The sequence below is a fragment of the Campylobacter sp. W0066.2 genome (assembly GCF_024723515.1).
Taxonomy (GTDB): Bacteria; Campylobacterota; Campylobacteria; order Campylobacterales; family Campylobacteraceae; genus Campylobacter_D.
Genome location: NZ_JANQCV010000014.1, coordinates 18,771 through 33,176, shown reverse-complemented (window position 1 = coordinate 33,176; position 14,406 = coordinate 18,771). Strand labels below are relative to the sequence as shown.

Sequence of the window (14,406 nt, the reverse complement as noted above, 5' to 3'; positions counted from 1 at the left end):
AAGAATAGATAATTTCCTAGAAAAAACTAGGAGATTACATGAGAAATTTTACAAGAATAATATTTGAAAATATAAGCCATGTAAATAACAACAATGCCATCAAAAATGGTTTAAAGCCTGCATTTTTTAAAACATTTTTATGGATATTTACTCCCAAAGCTACCATAGCTATAGAAAGCAAAAGTGTATCTATAGTTTGTATACTTGGTTTTATATAATTAAGCGCAAAATCTGTATTTAATATTTCAAGTGAGCTAATACCACAAGCAAATAAAAACCACAAAGCAAAATAAGGAATATTTGCTTTAATGGAGATTTTTTCATTATTTTTGCTTAGAAATTTCAATGAAAAAAGACTTAAGAAAATCAAAAAAGGCACTAGCATTAAAACACGCATCATTTTTTCTATGACAGCACTATCTCCTGCTTGCACAGCTTCACCTGCTGCAACTGCATGTGCAACTTCATGCAAGCTTGCTCCCATGAAATACCCCATTTGCTTTAAACTAAAAAAATCAAACCAGCCTAAATTCCAAGCCAAAGGATATAAAAACATCCCCAAAGTTCCAAATACAACCACAGTGCAAACTGCCACGCCAACTTTAGCAGAGCCACCTTTAACAATGCTTTCACTAGCCATCACAGCAGCTGCTCCACAAATGCTTGAGCCACTACTTATAAGTATGCTTTCTTTAAGATCAAGTTTAAATAATTTTCCTAGTAAAAGTCCCATAAAAAAGGTAGAAAACACTACTAAAAATACTAATAAAATTCCATTTAATCCAACTTTTTCTAAATCATTAAAAGTAATTCTAAAACCATAAAGTATAATTCCAAGTCTTAAAATTTCTTTTGTTGCTATGCCTAAAACTCCTGATTTTTTGAGTAAATTTGCATTTTGATGTGCCAAATTTCCTATTAAAGCTCCTAAGATTACGGCTACGATTAAAGCTGAAATTCCAAGATTTTTGAAAAAACTAAGCTCAGAAATAGCAAAAGCACAAAAAGCAAGAGTAAAAAGCAGTAAAAAAGCTTCAAATTTTCTATGTTTATATATATTTTTATGCATGAGTTTTCCTTTTTTTGTTTTTTGTAATCTTAATGATTTTTTTGTGATAAGTAAAATTAATTTTATTTGATATAATAATTAAAAATATTTATCAAAAGAATACTTATGACTTTTAGACAAATAAAATATTTTCAAGCCTTGTGTAGAAATTTAAACTTAAGAGCTTGTGCTAAAGAATTAAATATAACTCAATCTGCTTTGTCTTTAGCTATATTTGAACTTGAAAAAAGTTTAAACACCAAGCTTTTTGATAGAAATGCTAAATTTTTAAGTTTAAATGAAAAAGGAAAGGTTTTTTTAAAGCAAATTACACCTTTGATTTTAGAATTTGAGCGCATTGAAAAAGCAATGCAAGATGATCAAAGCTATGAAATAAGTATGAAAGTGAGTCAAAATGTAGGTACTTATTTACTAGGATCTTTTTTGGACCAAAAGGCAGAAAATATCAAGTTAAATTTGTCTTTGGATAATAGTCAAAATATCATCAAAGATATTTTAGATAAAGAAATAGATATAGGTTTGATTGAAGGGATTTGCAAAGATAAGGATATAAAAAAGATTAAAATTTGTGATGATGAGCTTATTGTAGTGAGTAAAAATGACTTCAAAAAAGAATTTTTTATAGATGAGTTAAAGGATTTTAAATGGTTAAGTCGTGAGCAAGGTTCTGGCGCAAAAGAAGTGTTTTTAAATGCTTTGCCTAAAGATATAAAGCTTAATTTAGTTTATGAGCTAAACTCAACTGCTATGATAAAAGAGTTAGTTAAAAAAGGTGATTTTTTAGCAGTTTTACCTAAATTTAGCGTTAAAGAAGAGCTTGAAGCTAAAAGCTTATTTGAAGTGAGATTAAAAAATTTTAAAATTTCAAGAGAGCTTTGCTTGATTTATCATAAAAATAAAGAACCAAGCAAGAAATTTATAAATTTATGTGAGTTTTTAAAGTTTTGCATTCACAAAGATTTAGTTTAGCTCTTGAATGCATTTTTTAAAAAGCTCCCCTCTTTCTTCATAAGATTTAAATTGATCTAAGCTTGCACAAGCAGGGCTTAGCAGGGCTACTTCATCATTAGTTAAGTTTTGATTGATTTTTTCTACTGCTTTAGGTAAAAACTCGCAAAAATATGCTTTTAAATTAGCATTTTTAGCGTATTCAAGCATTTTATTAGTGCTTTTTCCTATGGCATAAAGCTCTATATTAAGCTCTTTCATAAAATTAAATAAAGCACTTAAATCCACTCCCTTATCATCCCCACCTATGATAAGATGAATTTTTTTATCCTTATAGCGTTTAAGAGCAGCTAAACTAGCATCCAGATTAGTCGCTTTAGTATCATTTACCCAAAGTCTATTTTTATGATCAAATATTTCTTCAAGTTTATTTTTTTCTATCTTAAACTTGTTTAAAAGCTCATAAGAACAACGATCTAGTATGATTTTTTCTATACTTAAGGCAATAAGTGCATCAAGTAAAAATGGAGTTTTAAAATGAATTTTTTCTAAGTCAATTTGCATTTTTTTAGCTAAATCTTGCTCATCTTCATAGCTTATAACATAAGCATGGGTTGGATAAGCCTCATATTTTTTAGGTAAAATTACCACATCATTTTCATTCATTCTTTCAAGCACACTAAGCTTTGCTCGCTCATAATTTTCAAAGCTTTTATGCCAAGAAAGATGATCAGGTGTGATAGGTAAAAGCGCATAAATTTCAGGTTTAGCTATTTTGGTGTAAAAAAGTGAAAAAGATGAGCTTTCTAAAATCCATAATTTAGCACTAATATCCATTTGTGCTAAAGGAGTTCCTATGTTTGCTCCCATTTGCGCATTGATGTGTTTTAAAAGATGGTGTGTCATTTGAGTGGTGGTGGTTTTGCCATTTGTTCCACTTATCCAAACGCTTTTTGGCATGCCATCATAAAAAAAATCATACTCGCTGCTTAAATTTCTTGCATGCTGTATGAGAAGATGATCGCTTGGAAAACCAGGACTTGGAATTTCTAAGTCACTTTTTAAAGGATCAAATTCACAAGGTGGTAAAAGTGTATTGTTAAATTCATCCTTACTTATACTTGTAAAATGATCATCATAAATATCGCAATTTTCAAAACGCTGCGCAAAAGCTTTAGTTGTTTTTCCGTATCCAAAAAGTGAAATTTTCATTATCTTAACTTTATACTAATTAATGCAATAATATTTGCAAGTAAGGCTATCATCCAAAAACGCACAATGATTTTATTTTCCACCCAACCTATTTTTTCAAAATGATGATGAATGGGTGCCATTTTAAAAACTCTTTTGTTAAAAATTTTAAAACTTCCTACTTGTAAAATCACTGAAATAGTTTCTAAAACAAATACAAAACCTATAAGCAAAAGCAAAATTTCATTTTTACTTACTATACCAAGATAGCCTAAAAATGCCCCTATGCTTAAACTCCCACTATCTCCCATAAAAACTTGTGCAGGATAGCAGTTATACCACAAAAACCCCATAAGCGCACCAACTAAAGCCGCGCTTATTACCACAAGTTCTCCTAGGCCTTGAATTTTAGGTAAAAATAAATAAGAGCTATAAATAGCATTTCCGCTTAAATACAAAAAAGCACCAAGGCTTAAGAGAGAAAATATAGAAGGCACAGTTGCAAGCCCATCAAGTCCATCGGTTAAATTCACAGCATTAGAGCTTGATACAATAACTAAAATCCATAAAAACAACATAAACATACCACCATCAAAAATAGAATGTTTGTAAAAAGGTAAATAAAATTCAGTATTTATATCAAATAGATATAACAATCCAACACAAATAAAAGCAGCACTAAATTGTCCTAAAAGCTTCATTTTTGGGCTTAGTCCTGCGTGATTGTCTTTTTTTAAAATTTTCCCTAAATCATCCACTAAACCTATAGTGCAAAATAATACCAAACATAATAATCCAACAATTACAAAACTATTATTTAAATCAGCACTTAAAACACTTGCTATGATAGTAGCAAAGATAAAAACAAGCCCACCCATGGTAGGGGTGTGAGATTTAGCTTGGTGTGATTGTGGAGCGTATTCATAAATAGGTTGATTTGCTTTTTTATTTTGAGCCCATTTGATAAATTTTGGCATTAAATACAAACTCAAAAACAAAGCGATAAAAAATGCAAAACCAGCACGTACGCTAATATAAGAAAAAAACATATAATTTGTATATTCTGTAAGATAAAGCAAAATTTTAACCTTGTATTTGTTTTTTAAAAGCATAATTTTAGTAAAATCACATAAATAAATTATAAAAAAGAGTAAAAAATGAGTCAAAAATGTATTTTGATAATCACAGATGGTATAGGACATAATACAAATTCAAACTATAATGCTTTTTTTCATGCTAAAAAGCCAACTTATGATAAGCTTTTTGAAAATACTCCTAATGTTTTGATAAAAACAAGCGGTTTAGCGGTTGGCTTACCTGAAGATCAAATGGGTAATAGCGAAGTAGGACATATGTGTATAGGTAGTGGACGCATAATCTATCAAAATTTAGTTAAGATAAATAAAGCCATAGAAAATGATACTTTAAAAGATAATAAGGCTTTAAAAGAGTTATTACAAAAATGCAAAAGAGTGCATATTATAGGGCTTTATAGTGATGGTGGGGTGCATTCTATGCATACACATTTTAATGCGCTTTTAAAAATTTGCAAGCAAGAAAATAAAGAAGTTTTTGCGCATGCAATTAGTGATGGTAGGGATTGCCCTCCAAATTCAGGTTTAGAATTTATAAAATCTTTACAGGAATTTTGCGAAAAAGAAGGGATTAATTTTGCTTCTTTATCTGGAAGATTTTATGCTATGGATAGAGATAAGCGCTATGATAGGGTTAAGTCTTATTATGATGCTTTATTTGCTAAGGCACCAAAGTGTGATGATTTCGCACAATTTATACAAAAAAGCTATAATGAAAATATTACAGATGAGTTTTTAACCCCAGTTATTAGTCAAAACTTTGATGGAATTAAGGCTGAAGATGGTGTGATTTTTATCAATTTTAGAAATGATAGAATGCGTCAATTAGTTGCTTCTTTAACACAAGAAAATTTTAATGAATTTTCAAAAGAAGTGCTTATAAAAAATGCTATTACTATGAGTTTGTATGATGAGAGTTTTAAACTGCCTGTGATGTTTGAAAAAGAAGAATTAAATAACACCTTAGCTTCTGTAATAGCTAATGCAAATTTAAGCCAACTTCACACAGCTGAGACAGAAAAATACGCTCATGTAACCTTTTTCTTTAATGGGGGAAAAGAAGAATTAGAATGCAATGAAACAAGAGTTTTAATTCCAAGTCCTAAAGTAAAAACATACGATGAAAAACCTCAAATGAGTGCTAAAGAAGTCACAGATGAGGTGCTTAAGGGTATAGAAAGTGGTATGGATTTTATCGTAGTAAATTTTGCAAATGGTGATATGGTGGGACATACGGGTGATTTTGAAGCTGCGATTAGTGCGGTTGAATGTGTAGATGAGTGTTTAGGTAGGGTCATTGCTAAAGCAAGGGAGTATGATTATGCTTTTATTATTACTTCAGATCATGGAAACTGTGAAGCGATGAGGGATGAAAAAGAAAATATGCTCACTAATCACACGACCTTTGATGTTTTTGCTTTTGTGGAAGCTAAAGGAGTAGAAAAGCTTAAAGAAGGTATGGGGCTTAGTAATATAGCGCCAAGCGTGCTTAAAATTTTAAACTTACCTATCCCAAAAGAAATGGATGAGGCTTTATTTTAATTTAAAGGAGAACAATGAAATTTAGTGGAAAAAATGTTTTAATAACAGGTGCAAGTAAAGGTATAGGTGCAGCAATAGCTAAAGAATTAGCAAGTTATGGCTTAAAAGTTTGGATTAATTATAGAAGTAAGCCTGAACTTGCTGATGCACTAAAAGAAGAGATAGAAAAAAGTGGTGGCACTGCAGCTGTGATTAAATTTGATGCAAGTGTTGAAGAAGAATTTACAAGCGCTATTGCAACTATAGTAGAAAGTGATGGTGAGCTTAGTTATTTAGTTAATAATGCAGGTATTACCAATGATAAATTAGCACTTAGAATGAGTATGGATGATTTTTCTTCAGTGATTAATGCTAATTTAAATTCAAGCTTTTTAGGTTGTAGAGAGGCATTAAAAACTATGAGTAAAAAGCGTTTTGGTGCGGTTGTAAATATCGCTTCTATAGTTGGAGAAATGGGAAATGCAGGCCAAACTAATTATAGTGCTAGTAAAGGCGGTATGATAGCATTAACAAAATCTTTTGCTAAAGAAGGTGCAGCAAGAAATATAAGATATAACTGCATTACCCCAGGTTTCATAAAAAGTGATATGACTGAAGTTTTAAGTGATGAAATAAAACAAAATTATATTAACAATATCCCTTTAAAGCGTTTTGCAGATGCAAGCGAGGTAGCTCAAGCTGTGGCGTTTTTATTAAGCGATCATTCTTCTTATATCACAGGAGAAATTTTAAAAGTCAACGGTGGGCTTTATATGTAAGCAAGGTTTTAACCTTGCTTAGTTTCTATAGCCACTACTGCTATAGCAAAATCCCCATCATGTGCTACGCTTACACTTGCTGATTTTATATTAAATTTTTGCATGACTTTTTGAGAAAAACTAATATGTGGAGCATTTTTATCATCTTTATAGATGATGATGTCAAAAAAAGAACATTCTTTAGAAATTCCAACCCCCAAAGCCTTAGAAGCAGCTTCTTTAATAGCCCAAAATCCTGCTAGAGTGTTGATATTTTTTATATAACTTTGCTCTTGCTTGGATAAAAATTTATCCAAGAAAAGCGTTTTATGTCTTTCATAAATTTTTTCTATGCGAGAGCATACGACTATGTCACAGCCTATCATTAAGATACTACAAAGTCAGTAAAATAAATATTTTTGATAAAACCATCAGTTAAAACCTCATTGATTTTACCGGTTAATTCATCTTTTAATCTTTCTTTGCCTTTTGTGGTGCTTACTTCTTCAAAGGTTTTTGAAGTTAAAGTTCTAATGATAATATCTCTAATAATAGCAACTTTTTTATCAAGTTCTGGGGTTAGGGTTTCAACATTTTGTTCAAGTTGAATGGTGCATTTTACATATCTTGATCCACCATCACTTAATAAATTTAGTGTAAAAGGTGCTAAAGGATACATCACCCCAATATTTGCATAATCACTCCCTCTAGCTGCTACTGCATTTGTTTTCTTAGGAGCTTGTGCAACTTGTGCGCTTTCTTCAGCTTGTGGAGCAGGATTTTCTTCAGAACTACCGCTAAACATTAAATAAGCAATCGCTCCTACAATCACAAGTAAAAATACAAATAAAAATACAACGATAATAATTACTAAAGTATTGTCACCTTTTTTCTTTGATTCGCCTTGTTCATCCATCATATCATCAGCCATATTTTTCCTTTTATTAAATTTAAAGTGTTATTGTATCAAAAATTACAATTTTTTTAAATTATGATTATTTAATCTTTTGTAAATGTCTATAAACACTAGGCTCAGAAATACCTAAAAGTTCAGCAACCTTAGGAATAACACCTTTTACATTAAACACACCTTTTTCATATAAACTAGCTATCATTTTTTGCTTTTCTTTTGGTTTTAAGCTTTTATTTTTAAAACTTTCTATATCCATACCCGAAATATCTTCGACAATTTCTTCTAAATCAAGTTTAATATATTCTTTATTTTCTTGCTCAGGGTTTTCATAAGCATTATCATAAATATTTCCAAGATTTAAAATTTCATCAGAGATTTTTTTAAACGCTGAGGTATCATGATTAATACAAAGCAAACCTTCGAGTTTTTCATCTTTTTTAATAAAAAAAGTAGAGCCTGACATTGCTTGTGAGCTTTTAGCTGAAGTTTTATAATGTGTTATGTAATCACGCTCTAAATAGATTTTATTTTTAATCATTTCAATAGCAAAACCAGTTAGGGGTGAATTTATAGTTCTTTTGCTAATATGGTTATTAGCAATTTCTGCTATATTAGCTCCATCTTCACTTACATCGTGCAAGACTATTTCATAATTTCTACCCAAGGCTTCTGCGAGAAATTTAACTAATTTAATATAATAAGTTCTTGTTTCCTTATCCATAAGCTCTCCTTTTTTTATTAATTTTGTAGTAAAAATATTTAAAATAAGAATGCTTATTCTTATTTTTTAACAATTTTAATACAAAATAAAAATAATTATGCTTAAAAAAAGATTATTTTTTTAAAAATAAGAATTTTATAATCATTTTTTAAATAATGATAATTTTTATCGTTTAATTTTATTTTAATAATATATGGATATAATTTATCAAATAATAAAAATTATTATTTAAAAAGGAGACACAATGAAAAAACTAACAAATGATTTTGGAAATATCATAGCCGATAATCAAAATTCATTAAGCGCGGGTGCTAAAGGTCCACTTTTAATGCAAGATTATATTTTACTTGAAAAACTTGCTCATCAAAATAGAGAAAGAATTCCAGAAAGAACTGTTCATGCAAAAGGAAGTGGTGCTTATGGAGAACTTAAAATCACAAAAGATATTTCTCAATACACCAAAGCAAAAGTTTTACAGCTTGGAGAAAACACACCTTTATTTATAAGATTTTCAACCGTTGCAGGTGAAGCAGGTGCTGCTGATGCTGAAAGAGATGTAAGAGGTTTTGCAATTAAATTTTATACTAAAGAAGGAAATTGGGATTTAGTAGGTAATAATACTCCGACATTTTTTATAAGAGATGCATATAAATTTCCTGATTTTATCCATACTCAAAAAAGAGATCCAAGAACTCATCTAAGAAGTAATAATGCTGCATGGGATTTTTGGAGCCTTTGTCCTGAAAGCTTGCACCAAGTTACTATTTTAATGAGTGATAGAGGAATTCCTGCAAGTTATCGTCATATGCATGGTTTTGGAAGTCACACTTATAGTTTGATTAATGATAAAAATGAAAGATTTTGGGTGAAATTTCATTTTAAAACCAAGCAAGGCATTAAAAATTTAACTAATGAAGAAGCGGCAAATTTAATAGCAAATGATAGAGAAAGTCATCAAAGAGATTTATATGAAGCTATTGAAAAAGGAGATTTTCCAAAATGGACTTTCCAAATTCAAGTTTTAAAAGAAGATGAAGCAGAAAAACTAGGTTTTAATCCTTTTGATTTAACTAAAGTTTGGCCACATAGTATTGTGCCTTTAATTGAAGTAGGTGAATTAGTACTTAATAAAAATGTGCAAAATTACTTTAATGAAGTAGAACAAGCTGCATTTAGCCCAAGCAATATCGTTCCTGGTATTGGTTTTAGTCCTGATAAAATGTTGCAAGCTAGAATCTTTTCTTATCCTGATGCGCATAGATACCGCATAGGGACAAATTATCATTTATTGCCAGTTAATCGTGCAAAAAGTGAAGTAAATACTTATAATGTAGCAGGAGCTATGAATTTTGACACTTATAAAAATGGTCTTGCTTATTATGAGCCAAATAGTTATGATGATAGCCCAAAAGAAGATAAAAGCTATCTTGAGCCTGACTTAGCACTTGAAGGTAGCGCGCAAAGATATGCTCCACTTGATGATGATTTTTACACCCAACCAAGAGCTTTATTTAATATAATGAATCAAGATCAAAAAGAGCAGTTATTTAAAAATATCGCTGCTTCTATGAGTGGGGTTGATGAAAAAATTATTGCTAGAGCATTAAGTCATTTTGAAAAAATTTCAAGTGAATATGCAAATGGTATTAAAAAAGCTTTGAAAATGTAATTTTTACTTGCCACTTTAAAAGTGGCAAACTAAAGATTATAAAGGAAAAATATGTTTAGTAATGAAGAAGAAAAAAGAATTCAAGAGCTTTGTACTATGGCTTTTGATTACGCAAGAAAAAATGATTTGCAAAATTTAAAGATTATGATAGAAGCGGGTTTAAGTGTGAATTTAAAAAATCATAAAGGTGATAGTCTTTTAATGCTTGCAAGTTATCATAATGCTTATGAATGCGCTAAGTTTTTACTAGAAAATAATGCTAGGGTAGATGAGAAAAATGATAGAGGGCAAACTCCATTAGCAGGGGTGTGTTTTAAAGGATATTTACCTATGTGTAAGCTTTTAGTAGAATATGGGGCAAATATTGATGAAAACAATGGTCTTGGTATGACACCTTTTGCTTTTGCACTAATGTTTGGGCATAGAGATATAGTAGAGTTTTTAACAAAGCATTCTAAAAAAAGTTTTCTTAAAAAAATAGCTTTTGGTATGTTAAAAATTTTTAAAAAAAAGAAAAGTTAAACTCTTTGAAAAAATAAAAATTATAAAATTATCCTTTTATTTGTAAATAGAAGGATAAATATGTCACAAAAAGCAGAGAAATTATGGGGTGGACGTTTTGATTTACCTACAAATAAATTAGTTGAAGAATACACTGCTTCATTATTAGTTGAGCCAAGACTTGCTCCTTTTGATATACAAGGAAGTATAATTCATTGCACTATGCTTGCAAAACAAGGTATTATAAAAGAAGATGAAGCAAAAACTATCATCAAGGGTTTAGAACAAGTTAGAGAAGAAATTCAAAATGGAACCTTTGTTTTTGATATAGCTGATGAGGATATTCATATGGCTGTAGAAAAGAGAATGACACAAATTGTAGGCCCAGTAGGTGGAAAGCTTCACACTGCAAGAAGTAGAAATGATCAAACTACGCTTGATTCAAAAATGCATATGAGAGCCGTTATTAAAGAAATTTTAAATCAAATTATTGCTTTGCAAGAAGAAATTATAAATCAAGCTCAAAAAAATATCAAAGCTATTATGCCAGGTTATACACATTTACAAACCGGTCAACCGGTGCTTTTTTCACACTGGATTATGGCATATTTTTGGATGTTAAGTAGGGATTATTCTCGTTTTGAAGATTTATATAAAAGAATGGATGAGTGTCCTTTAGGAGCAGCTGCGCTTGGTGGAACCACATTTAATATAGACAGACATTTTTGTGCCAAAGAACTAGGTTTTGCAAAACCAACAGAAAATAGTATTGATAGCGTTAGTGATAGAGATCATATGGTTGAATTTACTTCTGTGGCTGCAATGTGCTTTATGCATCTTAGTCGTTTTTGTGAAGAGCTTATACTTTTTTCAAGTCAAGATTTTAAGTTTATAGAATTAAGTGATGATTTTTGTACCGGCTCAAGTATAATGCCTCAAAAGAAAAATCCTGATGTGGCTGAAAAAATGCGTGGTAAGACAGGTAGAATGTATGGTAATGTTATGGCAATGCTAACTATTATGAAAGGTATTCCACTAGCTTACAATACTGACATGAGTGAAGATAAGGCTCAAGTTTATGATTCTATGGATACTTTAATGGCAAGTTTGAAAATCATAACTCCTATGATAGAAAAAATGCAAGTAAATGCTAATAATACAAGAGCAGCTGCTGCAAAAGGATTTTCAAATGCTACGGATATGACTGATTATTTAGTAAGAAAAAATATACCATTTAGAGAAGCTCATAGTATAGTTGGCGGGGCTGTGAATTATTGTATTAAACATGGAAAAATGCTTGAAGAACTTAGCATGGAGGAATTTCATCAATTTAATGAAAATATCCAAGAAGATATTTATGAGGCAATTGCTTTAGAAACTTGTATAGACGCAAGAGTATCTTATGGTGGTACAGGAACTAAAGTGGTATTAGAGCAAATTAAACATGCAAAAGAGCTTTTGGAACAATATAAGGCACAAGATTAATGGATATTATTTTTATATTAGAATTTTTCATCATTTTTTCTATGATAGCCATAGGTGGTAGATATGGTGGTATAGGACTTGGGGTTGCAGGTGGGCTTGGTATGTGTATTTTGGTTTTGGTCTTTGGTATGCAACCAGCTTCGCTTCCTGTGAGTGTTGTGTTTATTATACTTGCTGTGATTACTTGTGTAAGTGTTTTGCAAAGTGCAGGTGGACTTGATTTGCTAGTAAAAATAGCAGAAAAAATTTTAAAGAAAAAACCTCAAGCTATTGTTTTTATGGGGCCTTTGATTAGCTCTACTTTTACTATTTTTTGTGGTACTACTTATGTAGCTTTTTCTATTTATCCAGTGATTGCAGAAGTGGCTGCTCAAGCTAAAATTCGACCTGAAAGAGCGCTTTCTGTTTCAGTGATTGCAGCAGGTATTGGCGTGGTAGCTTCTCCTATGAGCGCAGCTACTGCTGCTATGGTAGCTATTTTAGCTTTTAGTGGTACAACGATAGTGCAAATTCTAATGGTAAGTTTACCTGCTTTTTTTATAGGTGTATTTCTTGCTTGTTTGAGTGTTTTTAAAAGAGGAAAAGAGCTTGAGCAAGATGAGGAATTTCAAAAAAGAGTAAAAGCAGGAGAATATCATTTTTTAAGTGAAGACTTGCAAAATAAAGATAGCGAGCATGATCCTATGGCTAAAAGGTCTTTATATATTTTTGCTTTGGGGATTTTAACTATTATTTTCTTTGGAACTTTTACGAATTTATTGCCTCACTATGAGCTTGCAAATGGTAAAATAGAAAGACTTTCTACTCCAAATTTAATCCAAATGATCATGCTTGCAACAGCTTGTTTGATTATGCTTTTTGCTAAAGTTCCTGCTAATAAACTTGGTGAAGCTTCTGTATTTAAATCAGGACTGATAGGAGTTGTAGGGGTTTTTGGTATAGCTTGGATGACAGGAACATTTTTTGAGGCTTATAAGCCTTTATTTAGCGATTCTTTATCACATGTTGTAGAAGATTATCCGTATTTATTTGGGGTGGCTTTATTCGCCTTTTCTATGGTGATTTTTTCTCCTTCAGCAACGGTAGCTGCTTTAATGCCTTTGGGTGTGAGTTTGGGAATTCCTCCCCAAATTCTTATTGTACTTTATCCTTGTGTGAGTGGAGATTTTATAGTCCCAGGTGCTAATCAAATAGCATGTGTGGCTTTTGATAGAACAGGTACAACAAAAATAGGTAAATTTGTGATCAATCACTCTTATTTAAGACCAGGTTTTGTTTTGATTATTAGTGCGACTATTGCGGGTTATTTTATCTCTAAGCTTGTATTTTAGCTTAGAGATTGTTTTTAAGTTTTTGTAGATATCTGTAGACGCTAGGTTCTGATATATTAAGCGACTTAGCAACTATAGGTATACTTCCTTTAATATTAAAAATTCCTTTTGAATGAAGCTTTTTAATAATCTCATCTTTTTGCTCAGTGCTTAAGCTATATCCTGAATTTAAATATTTCAAATCTATGTTTTCAGCTAAAATATCTTCTATAGAATGACTAAGTGTTTCTATATTACTCACATTATGTAAATTTACATTGTTTTGATTATGAATATCTAATAAATCACTAAAATCATTGATTTTTTCAAGTTCTATGATTTTACTAATAGCATTTCTAAGCTCTGTGGTATCGTGATTTATACATAAAATCCCTACGATTTTATTTTGATTTTTTATAAAAAAAGTTGATCCAGTAATAATCTTAGACTTTCCAACCTTTGCTTTATAATCACATAAAAAGTCTTTATTTAAATACTCTTTTTCTTGTACAAGCTCACTTGCAAAAGAAGTTAGTGGAGAATTAATGGTTCTTCCGCTAATGTGGTTATTTGCAATGGCTGCTATATATGAACCCTCATCTGAAATCACATGAAAAACGATTTCGTATTGATCTCCAAGTACCTGTCCTAAAAACTGAGTAAGTTTGATAAATAATTCTTTTTGTTGCTCATCCATGATCTAGACCTTTTTGTTGTTTTTTGTTATTTTACAAAATATTTTCATCAAAGTTGTTAATATTTACAATAATAAAAAAAATATTATTATGATAAAAAATATTGACAATTTATTATTATGATGATAATATTATATTATGATTTCATTTAAACACAAGGAGTGTACATGGCAAATTATCCAAAGGCTATAGGACCATATTCAGCTTATAGAGAAGCTAATGGTTTGTTATTTATTTCAGGACAACTTCCTATTAATCCAGAAAGCGGAAATATAGAAAGTGAAGATGTGAAAGAGCAAACAAGACAATCTTTATTAAATATTAAGGCTATATTAGAAGAAAATAATCTTTATTTTAACAATGTGGTTAAAACGACTTGCTTTTTGGCAAATATCGATGATTTTATGGCATTCAATGAAGTTTATTCTGAATTTTTCGCAGCCCCATATCCTGCAAGAAGTGCTTTTGCGGTAAAAGATCTTCCTAAGGGTGCTAAAGTGGAGATAGAGGTTGTTGCTCATAAAGGATAGA

At 30.6% G+C, this 14,406-nt stretch carries 15 protein-coding genes; 8 read left to right on the top strand and 7 right to left on the bottom strand.

Annotated features, from left to right (window positions below; translation table 11 throughout):
• Positions 1–34: 34 nt before the first annotated feature.
• Entirely contained in the window at positions 35–1,069 is a 1,035-nt protein-coding gene (locus CAMP18498_RS07025) for a YeiH family protein (RefSeq protein ID WP_337198149.1), read from the bottom strand.
• Between the two features lie 105 nt (positions 1,070–1,174).
• Here CAMP18498_RS07025 and CAMP18498_RS07020 point away from each other — a divergent pair, with 105 nt between their 5' ends.
• The gene (locus CAMP18498_RS07020) at positions 1,175–2,038 is read left to right on the top strand and encodes a LysR family transcriptional regulator (RefSeq protein ID WP_337198148.1); all 864 of its coding nucleotides are present in this window, start codon (positions 1,175–1,177) and stop codon (positions 2,036–2,038) included.
• Here the strand turns inward: CAMP18498_RS07020 and murD are convergent.
• Together murD and mraY are read right to left on the bottom strand one after the other, a co-directional pair.
• A complete protein-coding gene (murD, locus tag CAMP18498_RS07015) occupies positions 2,030–3,229 on the bottom strand; it encodes a UDP-N-acetylmuramoyl-L-alanine--D-glutamate ligase (protein WP_337198147.1) in 1,200 nt (399 codons plus the stop codon). The two genes, CAMP18498_RS07020 and murD, sit on opposite strands and share 9 nt — an antisense overlap.
• Complete coding sequence (gene mraY / locus CAMP18498_RS07010) at positions 3,229–4,287, bottom strand: phospho-N-acetylmuramoyl-pentapeptide-transferase (protein WP_337198146.1); 1,059 nt, start codon at positions 4,285–4,287, stop codon at positions 3,229–3,231. Before mraY ends, murD begins: the two co-directional genes overlap by 1 nt.
• A 78-nt stretch (positions 4,288–4,365) precedes the next feature.
• On the opposite strand from mraY, the gene gpmI reads away from it, so the two are divergent.
• Positions 4,366–5,844 (top strand): 2,3-bisphosphoglycerate-independent phosphoglycerate mutase, encoded by a 1,479-nt coding sequence (gpmI, locus tag CAMP18498_RS07005; protein ID WP_337198145.1) that lies wholly within the window; start codon positions 4,366–4,368, stop codon positions 5,842–5,844.
• 14 nt (positions 5,845–5,858) lie between these two features.
• The gene (gene fabG, locus CAMP18498_RS07000; RefSeq protein ID WP_214114351.1) at positions 5,859–6,602 is read left to right on the top strand and encodes a 3-oxoacyl-ACP reductase FabG; all 744 of its coding nucleotides are present in this window, start codon (positions 5,859–5,861) and stop codon (positions 6,600–6,602) included.
• 8 nt (positions 6,603–6,610) lie between these two features.
• On the opposite strand, the gene acpS is transcribed toward fabG, so the two are convergent.
• The 3 genes from acpS to CAMP18498_RS06985 form a co-directional block, all read right to left on the bottom strand.
• The gene (gene acpS / locus CAMP18498_RS06995; RefSeq protein ID WP_337198144.1) at positions 6,611–6,967 is read right to left on the bottom strand and encodes a holo-ACP synthase; all 357 of its coding nucleotides are present in this window, start codon (positions 6,965–6,967) and stop codon (positions 6,611–6,613) included.
• Positions 6,967–7,497 (bottom strand): flagellar basal body-associated protein FliL, encoded by a 531-nt coding sequence (fliL, locus tag CAMP18498_RS06990; protein WP_337198151.1) that lies wholly within the window; start codon positions 7,495–7,497, stop codon positions 6,967–6,969. The genes acpS and fliL overlap by 1 nt, the downstream gene beginning before the upstream one ends.
• 79 nt (positions 7,498–7,576) lie before the next feature.
• On the bottom strand, positions 7,577–8,215 hold the full coding sequence (locus CAMP18498_RS06985; protein WP_257403836.1) for a helix-turn-helix transcriptional regulator: 639 nt from the start codon (positions 8,213–8,215) through the stop codon (positions 7,577–7,579).
• Between the two features lie 244 nt (positions 8,216–8,459).
• On the opposite strand from CAMP18498_RS06985, the gene CAMP18498_RS06980 reads away from it, so the two are divergent.
• Genes CAMP18498_RS06980 through CAMP18498_RS06965 form a run of 4 tightly spaced genes read left to right on the top strand, consistent with a single transcriptional unit; the run spans position 8,460 to position 13,201 of the window.
• Entirely contained in the window at positions 8,460–9,884 is a 1,425-nt protein-coding gene (locus CAMP18498_RS06980; RefSeq protein ID WP_337198143.1) for a catalase, read from the top strand.
• A 51-nt stretch (positions 9,885–9,935) separates the two neighbouring features.
• Entirely contained in the window at positions 9,936–10,406 is a 471-nt protein-coding gene (locus tag CAMP18498_RS06975) for an ankyrin repeat domain-containing protein (protein WP_337198142.1), read from the top strand.
• A gap of 60 nt (positions 10,407–10,466) precedes the next feature.
• Positions 10,467–11,870: an argininosuccinate lyase gene (gene argH, locus CAMP18498_RS06970; RefSeq protein ID WP_337198141.1), complete on the top strand. Its 1,404-nt coding sequence runs from the start codon at positions 10,467–10,469 to the stop codon at positions 11,868–11,870.
• Positions 11,870–13,201, top strand: a complete 1,332-nt coding sequence (locus CAMP18498_RS06965; RefSeq protein ID WP_337198140.1) for an anaerobic C4-dicarboxylate transporter family protein — start codon at positions 11,870–11,872, stop codon at positions 13,199–13,201. The genes argH and CAMP18498_RS06965 overlap by 1 nt, the downstream gene beginning before the upstream one ends.
• Before the next feature lies 1 nt (position 13,202).
• Here CAMP18498_RS06965 and CAMP18498_RS06960 read toward each other — a convergent pair whose 3' ends face one another.
• A complete protein-coding gene (locus CAMP18498_RS06960; protein ID WP_337198139.1) occupies positions 13,203–13,877 on the bottom strand; it encodes a helix-turn-helix transcriptional regulator in 675 nt (224 codons plus the stop codon).
• Between the two features lie 165 nt (positions 13,878–14,042).
• On the opposite strand from CAMP18498_RS06960, the gene CAMP18498_RS06955 reads away from it, so the two are divergent.
• Positions 14,043–14,405, top strand: coding sequence for a Rid family detoxifying hydrolase (locus CAMP18498_RS06955; protein ID WP_337198138.1), 363 nt, complete (start codon positions 14,043–14,045; stop codon positions 14,403–14,405).
• Position 14,406: the final 1 nt, after the last annotated feature.